Below are 19569 nucleotides of genomic sequence, written 5' to 3'. Positions count from 1 at the left end.
CGGCCGTGACGAGCAATGGAACGCGCAGTAGTGCGCAGTAGATCACCACTCGGACCAGTGATCGCCTAGGCTTGCCCGGCTGGCGGACCGACCACCGAGAGGACGACGTGCCCGAGGACGACCCCGCGCTCGCCGCGCAGGAGGAGCTGACGCTGGCCCGGCTGGCGCTGGCCGACGGAAACCTCCCGCACGCCGCGGACCACGTCGCCGCCGCTCTCGTCCGGGCCCCGACGCTGCCCGAGGTGCACGAGACACTCGCCCGGGTGGCCGCGGCCAGCGGCGGTGACCTGGAGCTCTTCCCGCTCGGGCACCACGCCTTCGTCGGCGCGGTGGTGGCCCGCGCCCACCTGCTCGCCGCCGCCGGGCACCCCGCCGAGGGGCTCGACCTGCTGGCCGCCGCGACCGGCTACGCGCCCGGTGCCGACTGGGCCGGGGTGCCCTGGGTGACCGCACCTGACCTGCCCGAACGGCTCGACCCCGAACGCACCGCCCGGATCCTCATGCAGATCTGCGCGGCGGTGCCCGACCCGGTCCCCCGCCGCCTCCGCGACCCGCTGCGGCCGTACCTCGTGCTGGCCCGCAACGCGGTCACCGCGCACCCCGGGCACGCGCTGCTGCTGGGCGCGGCGTCCGCGCTGGCCCGGCGCCTCGGCGAGGTCGCCCTCGCCGTCACCTGGGCGGCCCGCGGGGTACGCGCGCAGCCGACCAAACTCGGCGAGGTGTGGCTCGGGTACGCGTACCGCAGCGCCGGCCGGACCCGGGACGCGCTCGCCGCGCTCGGCCGGGCGGTCGCACTCGACCCCGACGACCTCGCGGTGTACGCCGACATCGCCGGCACCCTGGCGGACCACGGCCGGCTCGACGAGGCGCTGGACTGGATCGACCGGGCACTCGCCAAGGACCCCACGTTCGACTGCGCGGTGCACACCGCGCACCGGCTGCGCTTCCAGCGCGACGGGGACGTCGCCCACCTGGTCGCCCTCGCCGACTTCGTCCGCGACCACCCCGACGACACCCACGAGCACGGCGACCTGGCCGAGTGCTGCCGCAGCCGCCCCTGGCTCGGGCAGGTGACCCCGGCCGGCGGGCCGGTGCTGGACGCGCTGCGGCAGGCCCTCGCCGCCGAGGGCGCCGCCCGGGTCGCCGTACGCCTCGACGCGCTGGAACCGCCGAGCGCCATGCGTACCGCAACGGCGGCCGTGCCGGGGCTGGACGTGGAGGTGCTCGCCGTCGCCGACCCGGACCCGCGGGAACCCCGCCGGGCCACCACCTGCCAGCTGTGGCGGTACGAGGGCACGATCGCCGCGCCCACCCTGCCCAGCCCGTCGCCGGAGGCGGCGGAACGGATCCGGCAACTCGCCCACCCGGCCTGGCCCCACCCGCCGGCCGCGTACGACGGCGCGGTCGGGCTGGCCACCCTGGAGCTGGCCGACCTGCTCGGCCTGCTGGTGCATCCACCCGAGCCGCCGGTCACCGCGCTGGGCCGGGTGCTCGCCGGTCAGGACCCGTCGCTCTGGGTGCGCTGTGTGCAGGTCTGGACCTGCCTCGGGCTGCTGCACCACCGCACCGACGAACCGTGGGCGGAGTCGACCCGCCGCCGGGTGCTGGTGGAGCTGGTCTGGGGGGTGGAGGACTGGATCACCGAGGCGGCACTGTTCGCCCTGGTCACCGCCGCCTGGGTCGACCCCGCCGTACGCTCCGACGTGGCCGCGGTGGTGGCCGAGCGGATCGCCGACGTGGCGGCCGTGGCCCGCGAACGCCGGGTGCCGATCGCCACCTCGCTGGCCCACCTGGCGCTGGCCACCCCGGACCTCGACCCGGCGACCCGCGACCTGGCCCGCGAGCTGATCCGCGGCCCCGCCGACGCCCCATCCCGGCCAGGTGTTTTTGCGCGTCTCCGCCGCCTCCTCGCCACCCTCTTCGGCCGCGCCTGACCCGCCACCTGGCTCGCCCGCTCGACTCGCCCGCCCGTCCGCCGGCAAGATCCACCACCTCGCCGGCCCGGCACGATCAACTCGCCCACGACACCCCCACCTCGGCGACCCGGAGTCGATCAAGGGGCCGGTACGCGGCGCGGCCACGCCGTACCCCGGGAAGGGGCCGGCGTGGCCGCGGCGCGTGCGTCAGGCGACGGGGGCCTTGCCGAGGGCGGCCTCGGCCTGGTCCTCGGGGGTGCCGTCCGCCGGCCGGACGTCGTTCGTCGAGCGGAGCGGGACCTCCTTGATGAACCAGGCGAGCACCGGCACCGCGACGGTGAGGAACACCGCCCAGACGAAGACGTGCGAGATGGCGTCGGAGAGCCCGCCGAGGACGAGCTCCCGCATCGGCCCGGTGAGCTGCTTGAGCTTCTCCAGGTCCATGGCGCCGCCCTCGCCACCCTGTCCGCCGGCGAACGCGGGACCGGCGGCCGAGTCGGCGAGCCGGTTCGCGAAGATCGCGCCGAACAGCGCGACGCCGAACGAGCCGCCGATCGAGCGGAAGAAGGTCGCCGCGCCGCTCGCCGCACCCAGGTCCTTCTGCTCCACGCTGTTCTGCGCGATCAGCATCGTCGTCTGCATGAGGAAGCCCATGCCGACGCCGAGCACGATCATGTAGAGCGAGGACTCGACCTTGCTGGTGCCGACGTCCAGCAGGGTCAGCAGGCCCATGCCGGCGGCCATCACCACGCCACCGATGATCGGGAAGGCGCGGTAGCGACCGGTCTTGGTGATGACCCGGCCGACCACCAGCGAGACCACGAGCATGCCGAACATCAGCGGGAGCAGCAGCAGGCCGCTGTTGGTGGCCGAGGCGCCCTGCACGGTCTGCTGGTAGAGCGGCAGGAAGTTCATCGAGCCGAACATCGCGAAGCCGAGCAGGAAGCCGATCACCGAGATGACGGCGAAGTTCCGGTTGGCGAAGAGCCCCAGCGGCAGGATCGGCTCGGGCGCCCGCCGCTCGACGAGGCCGAAGATCGCCAGGGTCACCGCGGCCAGCGCGGCGAGGCCGAGGATCTGCGGGGAGGTCCAGTCGTACTCGTTGCCGCCCCAGGTGGTGACGAGGACGATCGCGGTGATGCCGACGGAGAGCAGCGCCGCGCCCAGCCAGTCGATCTTGTGCTCGGTGCGGTACTTCGGCAGGTGCATCGTGGTGGCCAGCAGCAGCAACGCCACGCCGCCGAGCGGCAGGTTGACGTAGAACGCCCAGCGCCAGGAGAGGTGGTCGGTGATGAAGCCGCCGACCAGCGGGCCGGCCACCATGGCGATGGCCATGATGCCGGCGATCATGCCCTGGTAGCGGCCCCGCTCCCGGGGCGGCACCAGGTCACCGATGATCGCCATCACGCCGACCATCAGGCCACCGGCGCCGAGACCCTGGACGGCCCGGAACGCGATCAGCTCGATCATGCCGTCGTCGACGCCGCCGAGGATGCTCGAGCCGGACATGCCGCACAGCGCCGAGCCGATCAGGAAGATGACCACGGAGGTCAGGAAGACGGCCTTGCGGCCGTAGAGGTCGCCGAGCTTGCCCCAGATCGGGGTGGAGACCGTGGTGCCGAGCACGTACGCGGTGACCACCCAGGTGAAGTGGTCGGCCCCGCCGAACTCGAAGACGATCCGCGGCAGCGCGGTGCTGACGATCATGTTGTCGAGCATCGCGAGCATCATCGCGATCATCAGGCCGAACAGCACGACCCGCACATTGGGTCGCGCTATCGCCTCGGCTGATTGACTCATGGGTAAGCTCCCCCGAAGATTTGTGACCGACTTACTTGCCGCCCGGCTAGTTACCTTACTAGCCGCACGGTAAGTTGGTGTCGGAAAGTCGTCAAGCGAGATAGGTGGTCAGGGTGAGGGAGAGCACAGGCGGCACGCGGGAACGCATCCAGGCCGTCGCGCTGGAGCTCTTCACCGAGCAAGGGTACGAGAAGACCTCGCTGCGGGAGATCGCCGAGCGGCTCGGGGTGACGAAGGCTGCCCTCTACTACCACTTCAAGAGCAAGGACGAGATCGTCAACAGCTTCGTCGAGGACCGGCTACGCCGGATGGACGAGCTGATCGAGTGGGCGCAGAGCCAGCCCGCCACCCTGGCCACCCGCCGCGTCCTGATCGCCCGCTACGCGGACACCATGTTCGCCGGCGAACTACCGGCGGTCATGCGCTTCTTCGAGCAGAACCAGACCGTGCTGAAGAGCCTCGCCGCCGGCCAACAGATGCGGGAGCGGATGATGCGGCTGGCCAACGAGCTGTGCCGGGGCGACGAATCGCCGGCCGCCCAGCTCCGGGCCGCGCTGACCCTGTTCGCGGTGCACAGCAGCTGGTTCGCGGTACGCACGCCGTGCATCACCGACGCCGAACGCCGGAAGATCTCCCTCGAGGTGGCCGACGAACTGCTGGCGCGGATCGCCGACGGCGACTGACCGGCTGCGACCCCGGTCAGTCGCGTGCGGTGAGGTCCAGCCGCAGGCCCAGCAGCTGCACGCCGGGCAGCGGCGACCAGTCCTTCTCCGGCACCCGGACGAAGCCCAGCCGCTCGTAGAGCCGGTGTGCGGTGGCGGCCATGCCGCTGCGTACGCAGATCACCACGGCCGTGCAGCCAAGCTCGGTGGCCCGCGCCACGCAGGCCCGGACCAGGGCCGCCCCGGCCCCGCGCCCCTGCGCGGCCGGATCGACCGCGAGCATCCGGAACTCGGCCTCACCGGGCCCGGAGAGCTCCGCGTACGGGGAGCCGGGCAGCACGAACGTCACCGAGCCGAGCACCTCACCAGTGGCCTCGTCGACGGCGACCAGCACCTCGCCGGTCTCCGCCCGGGTGGCCACGTCGGCGAGCACCACGCCGTAGCCGTTCTCGCCCTTGAGCTGGCCGTCCGCCTCGTAGGCGGCGACCGTCAGGCGCGCCACCGCCGGATGGTCGGCCGGCTCCGCCCGGCGGACCAAGAGGCCGCTCAACCGATCACCGCGATCAGGTCGCCGTCCTGCACCACGTCACCCTCGTTGACCGCGATCTGCTGCACGACGCCGTCGGACTCGGCGACCACCGGGATCTCCATCTTCATCGACTCCAGGATCACCAGCGTGTCCCCTTCGGACACGGTGTCCCCGGCCGACGCGACGACCTTCCAGACGTTCGCCACCATCTCGGCGCGGATCTCCTCGGCCATCTCCAGGCCCTCCCTCTCCACCGGCTTCTGCGAACGGTATCCAATCATGACCGGGCCCGAGAGCGGGGCGACCCGTCGATTCCGCCCCCACCGGACCCTGGCGACCGCCACCGGCACTAGCATCAGCGGGTCGGTCTCCGGCGCCCGGAGCACCGGTACGCGACCTCCGCCGCGCTCCCCGCGGCCGGACCGTGACCAGCACAAGGAGGCAGAGCATGGCGAAGAAGGCCCGCAAGAAGAAGGCCCGCAAGAAGAGCGGCGCGAACCACGGCAAGCGCCCCAACTCCTGATCGTCGGCGTACGCCGGATCAGCGACCGTGCCGGCCGGTGGCCGGACAGACCGAAGGCCCGGGTCCGATCGGACCCGGGCCACCGGTGTCTTCAGCTGGTCGCGATCGCTCAGTCGGCGAGTTCGCGGGACTCGGTGGTCTCGAAGACCACCAGCTCGGTCAGGCGGACCCGCAGTCGCTCGCGCAACTGCTCAGGCGCGGTCTCGTTGCCGCAGCAGCGGGCGACCAGCGCCTTCACCTCCTGCTCGATGCCGTACTCGCGCAGGCACGGCCCGCACTCGTCCAGGTGGTGCCGGATCAGCAGGCGCCGCTCCTCGGCGCACTCCAGGTCCAGGTAGAGGTAGACCTCCGCAAGCACTTCCCGGCAGTCCGTCTCGTGCGGATTTCCACAGCTCACGGTCACACCTCCCGGCTGGCGGCGGCGGTCGAACCCTTCGGCGCTGCGCTGAACCCACGCTCCGCCGCGTACTGCTCGAGCAGCTTGCGCAGATTACGACGGCCGCGGTGCAGCCGCGACATCACGGTGCCGATCGGGGTGCCCATGATGTCGGCGACCTCCTTGTAGGAGAAGCCCTCGACGTCGGTCAGGTAGACCGCCAGGCGGAACTCCTCCGGCAGCTGCTGGAGGGCCTCCTTGACGTCGCTGTCCGGCAGCCGGTCGAGCGCCTCGGTCTCCGCCGAGCGCAGCCCGCTGGAGGTGTGCGACTCGGCCTCGGCGAGCTGCCAGTCGGTGATCTCGTCGGTGGGCGCCTGGACGGGCTGGCGCTGCCGCTTCCGATAGGAGTTGATGTAGGTGTTGGTCAGGATCCGGTAGAGCCAGGCCTTCAGGTTGGTGCCCTGCTCGAACTGGTGGAAGGCGGCGTACGCCTTCAGGTACGTCTCCTGAACCAGATCTTCGGCATCCGCCGGGTTCCGCGTCATCCGCAGCCCGGCAGCGTAGAGCTGATCGACGAAGGGCATCGCGTCCCGCTCGAAGCGGGCCCTGCGCTCGTCCGTCTTCTCGGTGGTCAACCGCACGTCCCCTCGCGTCGGATGCTTCCCCGCCGAGGATACGCGTACCCGCCTGCCCACAGATTCACTTCCGGCCGGTGTGCTGGCACTCACCACCGCCGGCACTTCCGCGGGCCACTCCGGCGCGTCGAGCAGCTGCCTGAGCTGCCGCGCGTCCCGTTCGTCCCGCTCCCGGCTCCGCGTCTCGGTCGGCACCGGTCACCCCCCTCGGCTGGAAATGGCGTCCGGGGGTAGTAACGCGCGCCGTGGGTCGCCACATTCCGCCACCCGCCGTTCCTGGCCCCGGCGTCGACCGCGACCGACGCTGGGACCAGGAAGGGCCTGGGAGGATGGCCTCCGACGCCCGAACCGCGGGCGTCCGACACCATCCGATGCAACGACCCGCTGCCACCGACGGTCACGCCCCCGCAGACCCCGCCAATCCGGGAAGTAGTCCCCCAATCGGACGGGGAGGCCATGCTCGGGCCGGATCCGGGTGGCGGGCGACGTCAGGCGGGCGTCCAGCCTCGGGCGCGCAGCCAGTCGCGGACCACCGCGGCGGTGCCCGCCGGATCGACCCGCAGGTCGTGCCGCTCCCCTGGGCGGACCACCACGTCGACGCCGCGCGCCGGGGTGGGCACGCCGAACGGGTCCCGGTCGCCGTTGACCACCAGGGTGGGCAGACCGGTACGCAGCTCGTCGGCGCGCGAGCGCTCCGGGCGCCCCGGCGGGTGCAGCGGAAACGCCAGCGCGACGATCCCGGCCGCCCCGACGGCACCGGCCGTCCGGCAAGCGACCCGGGCGCCGCTGGAACGGCCACCCACCACCCAGCGGGCCACATCGGGATGCCGGGCCCGGAGGGCGGCCAGCACGACCGTCCACGCCTCGTCGAGGTGGCCGGCCGGGGCCGGAGCACGCCGCCCGGCGACCCGGTACGGCTGGGTCACCCGGATGACGCCCACCCCGGCCTCGGTCACCGCGTCGCGGACCGCCACCAGGTCGGGGGCGTCGACGTCACCGCCCGCGCCGTGCCCGAGCACCAGCAGGGTGTCCACCGGGCCGGCCGGCACGTCGGTGTCGGCGCGGGCCGGCCCACGGGGCGTCTCGATCTCGTCGCTGTGCCGCACCCGCCCATTCTCCGCGCGGCCGACGCCGCCCGCCCCACCCGGCGCGTTCTTCGCCGGTCCGGTCCGACCCGCGGCGGTTCGCCGCAGCGGGTTTCGCCGCACCGCGGGCACGTTCTACCCGCGCGCGCCGGCAGTCACCACCGTCGAGGGTGTAGCGGGTCGGCAGCACCCTGCCCGGCGGGTCCGTGGCCGTGGGCCACGGCTCACGCCGCCGCCCGCGCCCCGATGCGGGGAGCGCGGGCGGCGGTGCACGGCGTCAGCGGGACGGCACCAGGGTGAGCAGTTGATCCCGGACCGGCGGGCCGGCCTCGTCGGCCGCGTCCGGATCCGGCTGCACCTCGCTGCGCCAGGCGACGAGCATCGCCCGCCGCTCGCGCGGGGTCGTGCCACCCCAGACGCCGTGGCAGTCGCCCACCTCCAGCGCCCAGGCCAGGCAGGACCCCTGGACGTCACAACTGCGGCAGAGCGCAACGGCCGCGTCGGCCGGTTCGTTGGGTGCCGGAAAGAAGGTTTCCGGGTCCACACTCTGGCAGGTTCCTCTGGTCCGCCACGCGTCGTCCTGTCGCCGCTCGTGCAGAGCCCGCAGCAGTCGCGGATCTCGTCGTGCGGCGGCGACTTCGTGCGGGCGGGGCATACGCGCCCGTGTCAATACACCCACCTCCCCCGTGGGACCGGCAAATGATCATGGTGGATCGATGGGTGTCATCCGCCCCGTGCGAACAGACGCCCAACACCGGCGCTGTGTTTTATCGCACTTTCGGACACGGGGACAAGACTCTGCCGTAAACACGGCTAAACAACCGGGCGACGTTTCAGGCGCAACCCCGGCAAATCAGCACACGACAATGTGCTGACGATCATCAGAACAAGGTCATTTCCGAGCCGATCTCCTCTCGGCGCAGCGGCACCCGGGCAGTGAGTTCGGGACCGTCGTTGCGCACGTCGCCGACCGCCGGCGAGACCGGGCGGACCTCCAGCCCGGCGAGCCACTCCGGGGCGGGCGGGGCGAGCAGCGCCCCGGTCTCGCCGCCCGGAGCGAGCCAGGACGCCCAGCGCTCCCGGGCCAGCAGCAACGGCATCCGGTCGTGCACCTCGGCCAGCTCGCCGACCGCCGCGGTGGTCAGCACGCTGAAGGTGAGCAGGTCGTGCCCCGCCGACTCCCAGACCGACCAGATGCCGGCGAAGGCCAGTACCGAGCCGTCGGTCGGGGTCATGTAGTACGGCTGCCGGCGGCCACCCGGCTCGCGCACCCACTCGTACCAGCCGTCGGCCGGGACCAGGCAGCGCCGGCGGGCGAAGGACGGAGCGTACGCCCGGCTGGTGGCGACGGTCTCCGCCCGTGCGTTGATCATGCGGGCGGCGCCGGCGGCGGTGCGGGACCAGTGCGGGATCAGCCCCCAGCGGCCGACGGAGAGCACCCGGTGCCCCTCCGGCGTCAGCCGGACCAGCGGCACCGGGTCGGTGGGGGCGACGTTGAAGTCCGGGCCGACCCCGGCACCGGTCTCGTCGGACGACTCGAACAGCGCGCTCAGGTCGCCCGCGCTCCGGCTCGTCGCGTACCTCCCGCACATGGCGCACACGCTAACCCGCCGCCCGGGTTCCGGCTGTCCCGCCAACCGGGAGCAGGCAGAACGGGCGGCTCCACCGGTCCCGGGACTTGGCAGAATGTGAGCGTGGGGAACCTGACCGCGACCCGGCCGCCGCAGCCGTGGACCGCACCGACCGCCACCGACCCGGTCGGCGCCACGCTGCGCCTGCCGGGCTCCAAGTCCATGACCGCTCGGGCGCTGGTGCTCAGCGCGCTGGCCAGCGGCCCGTCGACGCTCGACCGGCCGCTACGCGCCCGGGACACCGAGCTGATGGCCGGCGCGCTGCGCGAGCTGGGCGCGCACGTGTCGACCTCCGACGACGAGAGCTGGCTGGTCCGGCCGCACCGGCTGGTCGGCCCGGCCCACGTCGACGTCGGCCTGGCCGGCACGGTGATGCGCTTCCTGCCCCCGGTGGCCGGGCTCGCCGAGGGCCGGGTCACCTTCGACGGCGACCCGCAGGCCCGGGTCCGCCCGCTCGGCCCGCTGATCGGGGCGCTGCGCACGCTCGGCGTACGCATCGACGCGCCGGCGGCGGGCAGCCTGCCGCTGGCGGTCCTCGGCGCCGGCCGGGTCGCCGGTGGCGAGGTGGTCATCGACGCCTCCGCCTCCAGCCAGCTCGTCTCCGGGCTGCTGCTGGCCGCGCCCCGCTTCGACCGGGGCGTGGTGGTCCGGCACGAGGGGCCGCCGGTCCCCTCCGCGCCACACCTGCGGATGACCGTGCAGATGCTCCGGGCCGCCGGGGCCGCGGTCGACGACGCCGTCCCGGACGTCTGGGTGGTCGAGCCCGGCCCGCTGACCGGGCGCGGCTGGGAGATCGAGCCGGACCTGTCCGGTGCCGTGCCGTTCTTCGCCGCCGCGCTGGTCACCGGTGGCGAGGTGACCCTCCAGGGCTGGCCGCGCAGCAGCATGCAGCCGGTCGAGCAGCTCCGCACGCTGCTGACCCGGATGGGCGGCGAGGTGACGTTGACCACCGCCGGGCTGACCGTCCGGGGCACCGGCAGCGTGCACGGCCTGGACGCCGACCTCTCCGACGTCAGCGAGCTGACCCCGGCGCTGACCGCGCTGGCGATGCTCGCCGACTCGCCGTCCCGGCTGACCGGGATCGGGCACATCCGGGGGCACGAGACCGACCGGATCGCCGCCTTGGCCAAGGAGTTCGCCTCGCTGGGCGCGGACATCACCGAGTCCGTAGACGGGCTGGAGATCCGGCCCCGCCCGCTGCGTGGCGGGACCTTCCGGACGTACGCCGACCACCGGATGGCGCACGCCGCGGCGGTCGCCGGGCTGGCCGTCCCCGGCATCGAGGTGGACGACGTGACGTGCACCTCGAAGACCATGCCCGAGTTCCCGGCACTATGGTCAGGGATGGTGACCGGCAAGAGCTGACCCGACGGGGGGATGTCCTGGCGAGCAGGCGACGGGAGTACGACGAGGACGACGTCCGGGTCCGGCCCGGGAAGTCCTCGCGCCCGCGTACCCGGACCCGGCCCCGGCACGAGAACGCGGTCGACGGGTTCGTGATCGCCGTCGACCGGGGGCGGTACACCTGCGTGCTCCCCGACGCCGAGCCGGACGCCCCGACCGTCACCGCGATGCGCGCCCGCGAGCTGGGCCGCAAGTCGGTGGTGGTGGGTGACCGGGTCGGGCTGGTCGGCGACACCTCGGGCGCGCCCGGCGCGCTGGCCCGGATCGTCCGGATCGCCGAGCGCACCTCCGTGCTGCGGCGTACCGCCGAGGACGACGCGACCACCGCCGAGGGGCGGCTGGAGCGGGTCGTGGTGGCCAACGCCGACCAGCTCGTGATCGTCAGCGCGCTGGCCGACCCGCCACCGCGTACCGGGTTCATCGACCGCTGCCTGGTGGCCGCGTACGACGCCGACATCGAGCCGCTGCTCTGCCTCACCAAGGCCGACCTGGCCGGACCCGAGGCGGTCCTCGACTACTACACCGAGCTGGAACTGCCGTACGTACTGATCCGGCCGGACTCCCCGCTGGACGCGCTGCGCGCGCTGCTCGCCGGGCGGGTCTCGGTGCTGGTCGGGCACTCCGGGGTGGGCAAGTCGACGCTGGTCAACCGCCTGGTGCCGGAGGCCGACCGGGCGGTCGGCACGGTCAGCGCGATCGGCCGGGGCCGGCACACCTCGACCAGCGCCGTGGCGTTGCGGCTGCCGGATGCCGCCGAGGGCTGGATCATCGACACCCCCGGGGTACGCAGCTTCGGGCTGGCGCACGTCTCCGCGGAGAGCCTGCTGCACGGCTTCCCCGACCTGGTGGAGGCGACTGTCGACTGCCCGGCGAACTGCCCACACACCGCCGACGAGGCGGACTGCGCGCTGGACGCCTGGGTGGCCGCCGGCAAGGCCGACCCGCGCCGGCTGGCCTCGTACCGCCGCCTGCTGGCCTCCCGCAGCGGCGAGGTCGACCCCCGGGAGCCGAACCGGCGGGGCCCCGCCGAGGAGTGAGCCGGGCAAATTATGGCTGCCGGTCCGGCGACCGATAGCGTGTCCGGCATGACCGGGTACGCCGACGACCTCACCCTCGCCCACCTGCTCGCGGACGCCGCCGACGCGGTCTCCACGGCCCGGTTCCGCGCCCTCGACCTGCGGGTCGAGGCGAAGCCCGACCTCACCCCGGTCTCCGACGCGGACACCGCCGTGGAGCGGAGCATCCGGGCCCTGCTGGCCGAGCACCGGCCGGGCGACGGCCTGCTCGGCGAGGAGTACGGCGAGCAGCCCGCCACCGGCCCGGACGGGCGACGCTGGGTGATCGACCCGATCGATGGCACCAAGAACTTCGTCCGGGGCGTACCGGTCTGGGGCACCCTAATCGCCCTGCTGGAGGGGGACCGCCCGGTCCTCGGCCTGGTCTCTGCCCCGGCGCTGGGCCGGCGCTGGTGGGCCGCGCTCGGGGCGGGCGCGTACGCCGGCCCCGACCTGGCCGCCGGCACGCCGATCCGGGTCTCCGCCGTCGGTGAGCTCGCCGACGCCAGCTTCTGCTACTCGTCGCTGACCGGCTGGGAGGAGGCGGACCGGCTGAACGCCATGCTCCAGCTCATGCGGGACGTCTGGCGCAGCCGGGCGTACGGCGACTTCTACGGCTACATGCTGCTGGCCGAGGGGGCGCTGGACGTGATGGTGGAGCCGGAGCTGTCGCTCTGGGACATCGCGGCGCTGGTCCCGATCGTCACCGAGGCGGGCGGGACGTTCACCGACCTGTCCGGGCGGCCGGCGCCGGCGGGCGGCGAGAACAGCGCGATCGCGACGAACGGCGCGCTGCACGACGACATCCTGGCCCGGCTCGGACGGCCGGCCGCGCGCTGACCCGCCGGTAGCCTCTATCCTCGCCAGGTGGTGTCCTCCGGTTGGTGCTTCCTCGCGGCCATGATCGTCGCGTACGGCTTCGCCAACCTGCTCCAGTCGGTGGCCGCGGCGCGGACCACCGTGCACCACACCTTCGACCCCGGGCTGCTGCTCCGGCTGGCCAGCCACCGCACCTACCTGGTCGGCCTGCTGTGCCAGGTCACCGGCTTCGTGTTCGCCTTCCTGGCCCGCCGCGACCTGCCGCTGTTCCTGGTCCAGGCCAGCGTGGCGGCCGGGCTCGGGGTGACCGCCCTGCTCGGCGTGCTGGTGCTCAAGTGGCGCCTGCCGGCCGCCGAGATCGCGCTGCTCGGGCTGCTCTTCGGCGGGATCACCGCGCTGGTGCTGGCCGCCCAGCCGGCGCCGTCGCGGCAGCTCGGCACCGCCGGGCTGATCGGCCTGGCCGGGGCGCTCGGGCTGATCGGCGTGCTCGGCTTCTTCGCCGCCCGGCTGCACGGCGCACCCGGCTCGGTGGCGCTCGGCTCGCTGGCCGGGATGGCGTTCTCCGCCGCAGCGGTGGCCGCCCGGCCGCTCGCCTCGGCCGACACCGCGGAGGCGTTCGTCCGCGACCCGCTGCTGTATCTGCTGGTCGCCCACTCGGTGGTCGGGCAGCTGCTGCTCGGCCTGGCGATGCAGCGCGGCTCCACCACCGCCGCGGTGGCCGCGATGGACGCCGCCGGGGCGGTGCCCGCGGCGATCATCGGCCTGCTGCTGCTCAACGACCGGATCTGGCCCGGGCGGGAGTGGCTGGCCGGGATCGGCTTCCTGGCCACGCTGGTGTCGGTGGTCGGCCTGACCCGGTACGCCGAGCCGCAGCACCACCACGCGGTCGCCCGCGACCGGGAGCGCCCGATGATCGGCGCCGGCGCCGCCGCCGAGTCAGGCCGCTAGGCCGCCTCCACCGGCTTGCGCCGGCCCACCACCCGTTCGTAGAGCCGCTCCAGCGCGCCGGCCGTCCGCTCCCAGGTGTAGCTGCACCGGACCCGGTCCACGGCGGCGTGCCCGTACGCGAACCGCCCGGCGTTGTCGGCGAGCAGCCGGCGCAGGGTGACCCCGAGGACGCGGACGTCGCCGGGCGGGACGAGCCGTCCGGTCACCTCGTCGACCACCGCGTCGGCGATGCCGCCCATCGCGTAACCGACCACCGGCACCCCGCAGGCCATCGCCTCCAGCGACACCCGCCCGGCGGACGAGTAGTGCGGGGTGCAGGCGACCACGTCGGCGGAGCGGTACCAGGTGGCCATCTGGTCGTGCGGTACCGCGCCCACCAGCTTCACCTGCTCGGCCACCCCGGTCTGCTCGGCCAGCTCGCGCAGCCGGCGCGCCTCCGCGTGGTCGGTGAGCCGCTCGGCGGGCGGGCCGCCGGCGATCACCAGCTCGGCGTCGCCGACCAGCCGCATCGCCCGGATCAGGTCCTCGTGGCCGTGCGCCGGCGAGAGCCCACCGACGGAGAGGATGCGGGAGCGCTGGTCCCGGGGCGCCGCCTCGCCGTCCGGGTGGAACTGCTCGGTGTCCACCCCGGTCGGCACCATCGCCACGGAGGTGCGCTGCAGCCCCATCCGGGTCAACTCGTCGACCTCGTCGTTGCACTGCGCGACCGCGATGTCCACCGCCCGGGTCAGCGCCCGTTCCAGCGGGATCCGCTCCCCCGGCCCGTCGTACCGCCGGCCGAGATGGCGCAGCTGCTCGACGCCGAGCGAATGGAAGGTCTGCACGACCGGTATGTCGGTCTCCCGTACGGCGTGCGCGGCGGCCAGGCCACCGACCCAGTAGTGACCGTGCACCACCTCGGGCGTCCAGTCACCGTGCCACCGCTGCGCCAGCCAGCGACCGAAGTCGGACACGTGCGGCACCAGCTCGACGGTGGGCAGCGGGCTGGGCGGACCGACCGGCACCCGCTCCAGCCGGTAGCCGTCCACCTCGACGCACTCGGGCTGCCCGGACTCGTCGCGGCGCTCGTAGACCCGGACGTCGTGACCCCGTGCGGCGAGCTCGGCCGCCACCCGCGCGATGTGCTGGTGGGTGCCGACGGTGGGACCGTCGACGGACGGGCCGGCGTGCGCACACACAAGGCCGACGCGCATGGTGCACCTCCATGCGTTCTACGGTGGGTCCTCCGGTCAGAGGGTCCCATTAACCCGGCCCTGGTGCGCCGAAACCTGGCAGATCGGGAGCGGACCGACGGACCGGCGCGAGGTGGGCCGGCCCGTGATCCGGGCGATCCCGGCGGCATGATCGCCCCCGACCGGGGGTACCGGCGAGGAATGCCGCTCACCCGCGACCTCGGCGACGCCACGGTGGTGATCACCGGCGCGTCCAGCGGCATCGGCGCGGCCACCGCGTACGAGCTGGCCCGGCGGGGCGCCGACGTGGTGCTGGCGGCCCGGACCGAGGAGGCGTTGCGCCGGGTCGCCGACCGTTGCCGCGGACTGGGCGGACAGGCGCTGGTCGTGCCCACCGACGTCACCGATCCGGTGGCCGTGGAGCGGCTCGCCGCGCGGGCGGCGGCGGAGTTCGGCCGGATCGACGCCTGGATCAACAACGCGGCGGTGGGCGTGGCGGGGCTGTTCGACGAGATCCCGGTGGAGGAGTTCCGCCGGGTGGTGGCGGTGAACCTCCTCGGCACGGTGTACGGGACGAAGGCGGCGCTGCCCTGGCTGGAGGCGGCGGGCGGCGGGGTCCTGGTCAACAACGCGTCGGTGCTGGCCGAGGTGGCGATGCCCTACCAGTCGGCCTACAACGCGACGAAGCACGGCATCCGCGGGCTGGCCGACACGGTCCGGCAGGAGCTGCGGGTCACCGGCCGGGCCAACATCTCCATCTGCACCGTGCTGCCCGCCAGCATCGACACCCCGATCTTCCGGCACGCCGCCAACCACAGCCGGCACGAGCTGACCCCGCCACCGCCGGTCTACCCGCCGGAGATGGTCGCCGAGACGATCGTGCGACTGCTGCGCCGGCCGCGCCGCGAGGCGTACGCCGGGGGCGCCGCAAGGCTCGTCGGGCTGCAGTGGCGGCTCGCGCCGGCGCTGGCCGAGCGCGCGCTCGGCTGGTACACCGCGCGCACCCAGTTCGGCCCCGGCCTCCGCCTGAACAGCACCGGCAACCTGTTCAACCCGCACGCGGAGGCCGAGCGGACCGGCGGCTGGCACGGCCGGCGCCGGCAGCTGGTCCGGATCACCGCGGCTTTCGGGCTGGCCGCGGCGGGCACCGCCGTGGGCACCCTGGCCGCCCTGACCCGGCGCGGACGGGCGGACCGCTGATGGACCGCGCCGACCGGTCGGATGCGTGGGCCGGGCCGGGCATGCACAATGGGACGATCATGCCGATGGACGTGCGCTGCCTGGTGGAGACGGACGAATCCTCCGCAGTCGTCAGGCTGAGCGGCGTGCTCGACCTGGCCGGCGTCGACGCCGTCCGGGAGGCGCTGCTCGCCCGGCTCTGGCAGCGGCCGGGGCCGGTGATCGTCGACCTGTCCGAGGTCCGGATCGCCCACCCTGGGGCCCGCGCCGCCATCGACGACGTGCACCGCACGGTGGCCGACTGGCCGGCCGCCGACGTGCTGGTGCTCGACCCGGCGGGCCGCGCCGGTGAGGCCGCCCCGGTCTATCCGTCCCTGGACGAGGCGCGGGCGGCGCTGGCCGGCGCGCCGCTCGCGGCCGTGCTGGCCACGGACCTGCCCCCGGCGGTGGGGGCGGCCCGCGAGGTCCGGGCGCTGCTCACCGACGGCTGTGCCCGGTGGGGTGTGCCGGAGCTGGCCGAGCCCGGGTGCATCGCGGTCACCGAGCTGGTGAACAACGTGGTCGCCCACGCCGGGACGCCGATGACCGTCCGGTTGGCCCCGCAAGTCAGCGCCCTGCACCTGGCGGTCCGCGACCATTCGGCCCGGTTGCCCGCGTACGCCGGGCTGGCCCCGCTCACCTCGACCGGTGGCCGCGGGTTGCTGCTCATCGACACGGTCGCCCGGCGCTGGGGCAGCACACCGCTGCCGGACGGCAAGGTCGTCTGGTGCGTCCTGCGCGCCGAGGACGAGGCCGCCTTCCGCGGTTGACCGGCGATCGGGCCGGACACCCCGGCCGTCGGCCCTTTTCTCCCCGTTCCTCCCGATCCACGCCGCCGGACCCGGTTAGTGCGGTCAGCTCGGCGGGTAGTGACCGGTCATGCGCGACGACGAGTACCCCACCCCCGTGTCCGACCCGGAGGCGGAGGGTCTGCCCGACACCGCCGACGACGACTCGACGGCCAAGGACGACGTGCTGACCGGGCGGGAGGCGGACGGCCCCGAGCCCGCCCAGCTCCCGGGCGACCGCGACCCGGTGGCCGTGGACCGGTACGGGACCACCGCCGAGGAACAGCTCGACGGCGAGTCGCTGGATTACAAGCTCCAGCGGGAGGTGTACGAGCGGCCCGCCGACGACCCACTCGCCGGCCCGGTCGACCCGGACATCGCCGCGGAGGCGGACAGCGACGAGGCGGCCGCGCAGGCCCAGTTCGACGCCGACGTGATCGACCCGGGCCCGACCTCCGACCCGCACTCGGCGGTCTCGATCTACGACCACGGCCAGCTCGGCGCGGTCGCCGACCACCAGGTGGGCCGGCTGGTCGAACCGGACGAGGGCGCGCACACCGACCAGGAGACCGACAACATCGGGTACGACGCGGGCGCGGCCGGTGGCGGGGCGACCGCCGAGGAGCTGGCCGTGCACGAGACGCGCCCGCCCGAGGCGACCCCGTGACCGGGCCGACCGCTCAGGCGTCCAGGCCCCGCTCGATGGCGTAGCGGGTCAGCTCGACCCGGTTGTGCAGCTGGAGCTTGCCGAGCGTGTTCTGCACGTGGTTCTGCACCGTCCGGTGGGACAGCCCGAGCCGCTCGGCGATCTGCTTGTACGACAGGCCCTTGGCCACCAGCCGCAACACCTCGGTCTCCCGCTCGGTGAGCCGGGGTGCCGGGTCGTGCGGGGCGGCGGCCAGCCGCCGGTACTCCCCCAGCACCAGCCCGGCCAGGCCCGGCGTGAAGACCGGCTCGCCGGCCGCCGTGCGGCGCACCGCGTCCAGGAACTCGGCCGGCGCGGCCGACTTGACCAGGTAACCGGTGGCACCCGCCTTGACCGCGTCCAGCACGCTCTGCGGCTCGCCGCTGGCCGACAGCATCAGCACCCGTACCTCCGGCAGCACGGCGCGCAGCCCGCGGATCACCTCGACGCCGGAGACGTCCGGCAGTTGCAGGTCGAGCACCACCACGTCGGGGCGGACCGCCGCAGCCACCCGGACCGCCTGCCGCCCCTCCCCGCTGGTCGCCACCACCAGGTGCCCGGCCTCGGTGAGGTCGCGGGCCACCCCCTCCCGCCACATCGGGTGGTCGTCCACCACCATGACCCGTACGCCGGTGCTCATCGGCCGCTCCTCGGCACGCTCAACTCGATCTCCGTGCCGGTCCCGGGGGCGGACACGATGCGTACCTCGCCGCCCAGGTCGGCCACCCGGCCGCGGATGGACTGCGCCACCCCGAGCCGGCCCTGCGCCGCGGCCTCGGCGAGCCGCCCCTCCGGGATCCCCGGCCCCCCGTCACGTACCGAGACGGTCACCGTCTCCCCTTCGTCCTCGATCAGCAACCAGGCCCGCCCGCCGGCGTGCCGGGCCACGTTGTCCAGTGCCGCCCCGACCGCGGCGGCCAGTTCGGCGGCCATCCTGGCGGGCAGCGGCACCGGGGTGGCCGGCGCGGCGACCTCGACCGTCGCCGAGGCGTACCCGTTGAGCAGATCGCGCAGGTCGCGGGTGTCCCCCTCGTCGGCCGGCGGGGTCCCGGCGCGGCCGATCAGGGCGCGCAGGGCGGCCTCCTGCTCACCGGCGAGCCGGGCCAGTTCGCCCGCCTCGCCGTCCAGGTGCGCGCCGCGCCGCTGCACCAGCGCCAGCACCTGGAGCACCGAGTCGTGGATGTCCCGGGCCAGCCGCTCCCGCTCCCGGGTGGCGGCCTCCAGCTCCACCGCCCGTTGCAGCCGCTCCTCGGCGGTGACGGCCAGGCGGGCCACGTGCCCGACCACCACCCCGGCGAGCAGCAACAGGATCACCCCGGTCAGCGAGGACTGGCTGATCCGGGTCCGGGTGGCCAGGTCGACCCCGCCGAGCGCCAGCGCGGCTATCGCGCCGCGTCGCCGGCCGCCGGAGACCGCCCAGGCCAGGACCGGCCCGGCCAGCCAGGCGACGGTCAGGGTGGGCACGCCGGCGGCGAGCGCCGCCCGGCCCACCACCCACGGGGTGGCCAGCATGAGCGCCAGCACCACCCCGAGGTCGGCCAGGAGCAGCGGCCAGCGCCGCCCGGCCGGACGCGCGTAGCCAGCCGCGGTCACCCCGGTCCAGGCCAGCATCCCGAGGAGTACGCCACCCGCGGCGATCGGGTGGGCATACCGGTGGGCATCGCGGAGCACCAGCAACCCGACGTACGCCAGCGAGGCGAACCGGAACACCGCGATGGACCGCCAGAGCGGGACCTCCAGGCCACCCGGGGACGACGGCATGCGCGACACCATGCCACAGTCCGGCGCGGGCAGGGTGACGGGTGCGGTCCCGGAAACCCTGACGTACGGTGGAAATGCCGCGAAAATCGCCGAGATCGACCGCCGGGACGGGGCCATGACAAACGCAGAAACCCCCGCACCGCGTACGGTTGTGCCCATCGAACCCACCCTCCTCATCGCCGAGGTCTTCGACCAGGCCCGGGTGACCCAGCTACGGCACTCGGTCACCTCCTGCGCGCACGCCTCGGGACTGAGCGGCCAGCGGCTGGACGACTTCGTGCTGGCGGTCAACGAGCTGATCACCAACGCCGTCCGGCACGGCGGCGGCCAGGGCCGGCTGCGGCTGTGGTGCCAGGACGGGGAGCTGGTCTGCGAGGTGGCCGACCACGGCCATGGGATCAGCTCCCAGCGGCTCAGCGACCGGAACCGGCCCGCCCCGGACATCGCCGGCGGCTGGGGTCTGTGGCTGGCCCGGGAGCTGAGCGACACCATGGCGGTCGAGACCGGCGAGGCCGGCACCGTCGTCCGGATCACCGCCGCCGTCGGCTGAGCCCGCCTCGAC

Annotated in this window: 21 protein-coding genes; 10 read left to right on the top strand and 11 right to left on the bottom strand. The window is 74.2% G+C overall.

Annotated features, from left to right (window positions below; all coding sequences use genetic code 11):
• Positions 1–107: 107 nt before the first annotated feature.
• Entirely contained in the window at positions 108–1934 is a 1827-nt protein-coding gene (locus tag ABZ783_RS19350; protein WP_357439907.1) for a tetratricopeptide repeat protein, read from the top strand.
• 189 nt (positions 1935–2123) lie between these two features.
• Here the strand turns inward: ABZ783_RS19350 and ABZ783_RS19345 are convergent, their stop codons facing one another.
• On the bottom strand, positions 2124–3716 hold the full coding sequence (locus ABZ783_RS19345) for an MDR family MFS transporter (RefSeq protein ID WP_357439904.1): 1593 nt from the start codon (positions 3714–3716) through the stop codon (positions 2124–2126).
• Between the two features lie 113 nt (positions 3717–3829).
• Here ABZ783_RS19345 and ABZ783_RS19340 point away from each other — a divergent pair, with 113 nt between their 5' ends.
• Entirely contained in the window at positions 3830–4399 is a 570-nt protein-coding gene (locus tag ABZ783_RS19340) for a helix-turn-helix domain-containing protein (RefSeq protein ID WP_357439901.1), read from the top strand.
• Positions 4400–4415: 16 nt separating this feature from the next.
• Here ABZ783_RS19340 and ABZ783_RS19335 read toward each other — a convergent pair whose 3' ends face one another.
• From ABZ783_RS19335 to ABZ783_RS19305, 7 genes are all read right to left on the bottom strand, one after another.
• Positions 4416–4928 carry a GNAT family N-acetyltransferase gene (locus ABZ783_RS19335; RefSeq protein WP_357439899.1) on the bottom strand — a complete coding sequence of 171 codons (513 nt, stop codon included), beginning with the start codon at positions 4926–4928 and terminating at the stop codon, positions 4416–4418.
• A complete protein-coding gene (locus ABZ783_RS19330) occupies positions 4925–5146 on the bottom strand; it encodes a biotin/lipoyl-binding carrier protein (RefSeq protein ID WP_198940289.1) in 222 nt (73 codons plus the stop codon). The genes ABZ783_RS19335 and ABZ783_RS19330 overlap by 4 nt, the downstream gene beginning before the upstream one ends.
• A gap of 393 nt (positions 5147–5539) precedes the next feature.
• Positions 5540–5827 carry a mycothiol system anti-sigma-R factor gene (gene rsrA / locus ABZ783_RS19325; protein ID WP_357439896.1) on the bottom strand — a complete coding sequence of 96 codons (288 nt, stop codon included), beginning with the start codon at positions 5825–5827 and terminating at the stop codon, positions 5540–5542.
• A gap of 2 nt (positions 5828–5829) precedes the next feature.
• Positions 5830–6636, bottom strand: coding sequence for a sigma-70 family RNA polymerase sigma factor (locus ABZ783_RS19320; protein WP_073834729.1), 807 nt, complete (start codon positions 6634–6636; stop codon positions 5830–5832).
• Between the two features lie 293 nt (positions 6637–6929).
• Positions 6930–7547, bottom strand: coding sequence for an alpha/beta family hydrolase (locus tag ABZ783_RS19315; protein WP_357439893.1), 618 nt, complete (start codon positions 7545–7547; stop codon positions 6930–6932).
• 256 nt (positions 7548–7803) lie between these two features.
• Positions 7804–8196: a WhiB family transcriptional regulator gene (locus ABZ783_RS19310; protein ID WP_073834731.1), complete on the bottom strand. Its 393-nt coding sequence runs from the start codon at positions 8194–8196 to the stop codon at positions 7804–7806.
• Positions 8197–8407: 211 nt separating this feature from the next.
• Positions 8408–9118, bottom strand: coding sequence for an SOS response-associated peptidase (locus ABZ783_RS19305; RefSeq protein ID WP_357439890.1), 711 nt, complete (start codon positions 9116–9118; stop codon positions 8408–8410).
• A 102-nt stretch (positions 9119–9220) separates the two neighbouring features.
• On the opposite strand from ABZ783_RS19305, the gene aroA reads away from it, so the two are divergent.
• Genes aroA through ABZ783_RS19285 form a run of 4 tightly spaced genes read left to right on the top strand, consistent with a single transcriptional unit; the run spans position 9221 to position 13383 of the window.
• Positions 9221–10522, top strand: a complete 1302-nt coding sequence (gene aroA, locus ABZ783_RS19300; RefSeq protein ID WP_357439887.1) for a 3-phosphoshikimate 1-carboxyvinyltransferase — start codon at positions 9221–9223, stop codon at positions 10520–10522.
• The gene (rsgA, locus tag ABZ783_RS19295) at positions 10492–11598 is read left to right on the top strand and encodes a ribosome small subunit-dependent GTPase A (protein ID WP_357439884.1); all 1107 of its coding nucleotides are present in this window, start codon (positions 10492–10494) and stop codon (positions 11596–11598) included. Before aroA ends, rsgA begins: the two co-directional genes overlap by 31 nt.
• A 48-nt stretch (positions 11599–11646) precedes the next feature.
• Positions 11647–12456 carry a histidinol-phosphatase gene (hisN, locus tag ABZ783_RS19290; RefSeq protein ID WP_357439882.1) on the top strand — a complete coding sequence of 270 codons (810 nt, stop codon included), beginning with the start codon at positions 11647–11649 and terminating at the stop codon, positions 12454–12456.
• A 60-nt stretch (positions 12457–12516) separates the two neighbouring features.
• The gene (locus ABZ783_RS19285) at positions 12517–13383 is read left to right on the top strand and encodes a hypothetical protein (protein WP_357440176.1); all 867 of its coding nucleotides are present in this window, start codon (positions 12517–12519) and stop codon (positions 13381–13383) included.
• Here ABZ783_RS19285 and ABZ783_RS19280 read toward each other — a convergent pair.
• Positions 13380–14576, bottom strand: coding sequence for a glycosyltransferase (locus ABZ783_RS19280; RefSeq protein WP_357439879.1), 1197 nt, complete (start codon positions 14574–14576; stop codon positions 13380–13382). The two genes, ABZ783_RS19285 and ABZ783_RS19280, sit on opposite strands and share 4 nt — an antisense overlap.
• A 180-nt stretch (positions 14577–14756) precedes the next feature.
• Here ABZ783_RS19280 and ABZ783_RS19275 point away from each other — a divergent pair, with 180 nt between their 5' ends.
• The 3 genes from ABZ783_RS19275 to ABZ783_RS19265 all read left to right on the top strand — a co-directional run bounded on the left by ABZ783_RS19275 (position 14757) and on the right by ABZ783_RS19265 (position 17228).
• Positions 14757–15755, top strand: a complete 999-nt coding sequence (locus ABZ783_RS19275; RefSeq protein WP_357439876.1) for an SDR family oxidoreductase — start codon at positions 14757–14759, stop codon at positions 15753–15755.
• Positions 15755–16543, top strand: coding sequence for an ATP-binding protein (locus ABZ783_RS19270; RefSeq protein WP_357439873.1), 789 nt, complete (start codon positions 15755–15757; stop codon positions 16541–16543). The genes ABZ783_RS19275 and ABZ783_RS19270 overlap by 1 nt, the downstream gene beginning before the upstream one ends.
• A gap of 109 nt (positions 16544–16652) precedes the next feature.
• Complete coding sequence (locus ABZ783_RS19265) at positions 16653–17228, top strand: DUF5709 domain-containing protein (protein WP_357439870.1); 576 nt, start codon at positions 16653–16655, stop codon at positions 17226–17228.
• Between the two features lie 13 nt (positions 17229–17241).
• On the opposite strand, the gene ABZ783_RS19260 is transcribed toward ABZ783_RS19265, so the two are convergent.
• Both ABZ783_RS19260 and ABZ783_RS19255 read right to left on the bottom strand, forming a co-directional pair.
• Positions 17242–17886 carry a response regulator transcription factor gene (locus ABZ783_RS19260; protein WP_073834739.1) on the bottom strand — a complete coding sequence of 215 codons (645 nt, stop codon included), beginning with the start codon at positions 17884–17886 and terminating at the stop codon, positions 17242–17244.
• Positions 17883–19007 (bottom strand): DUF5931 domain-containing protein, encoded by a 1125-nt coding sequence (locus ABZ783_RS19255; protein WP_357439866.1) that lies wholly within the window; start codon positions 19005–19007, stop codon positions 17883–17885. Before ABZ783_RS19255 ends, ABZ783_RS19260 begins: the two co-directional genes overlap by 4 nt.
• A 115-nt stretch (positions 19008–19122) precedes the next feature.
• Between ABZ783_RS19255 and ABZ783_RS19250 the strand changes: the two genes are divergently transcribed.
• The gene (locus tag ABZ783_RS19250) at positions 19123–19557 is read left to right on the top strand and encodes an ATP-binding protein (RefSeq protein ID WP_357439863.1); all 435 of its coding nucleotides are present in this window, start codon (positions 19123–19125) and stop codon (positions 19555–19557) included.
• Positions 19558–19569 lie beyond the last annotated feature (12 nt).

Source organism: Micromonospora sp. NPDC047738 (assembly GCF_040642675.1).
Lineage (GTDB): Bacteria > Actinomycetota > Actinomycetes > Mycobacteriales > Micromonosporaceae > Micromonospora.
This window is presented reverse-complemented; position numbering and strand designations above follow the sequence as displayed.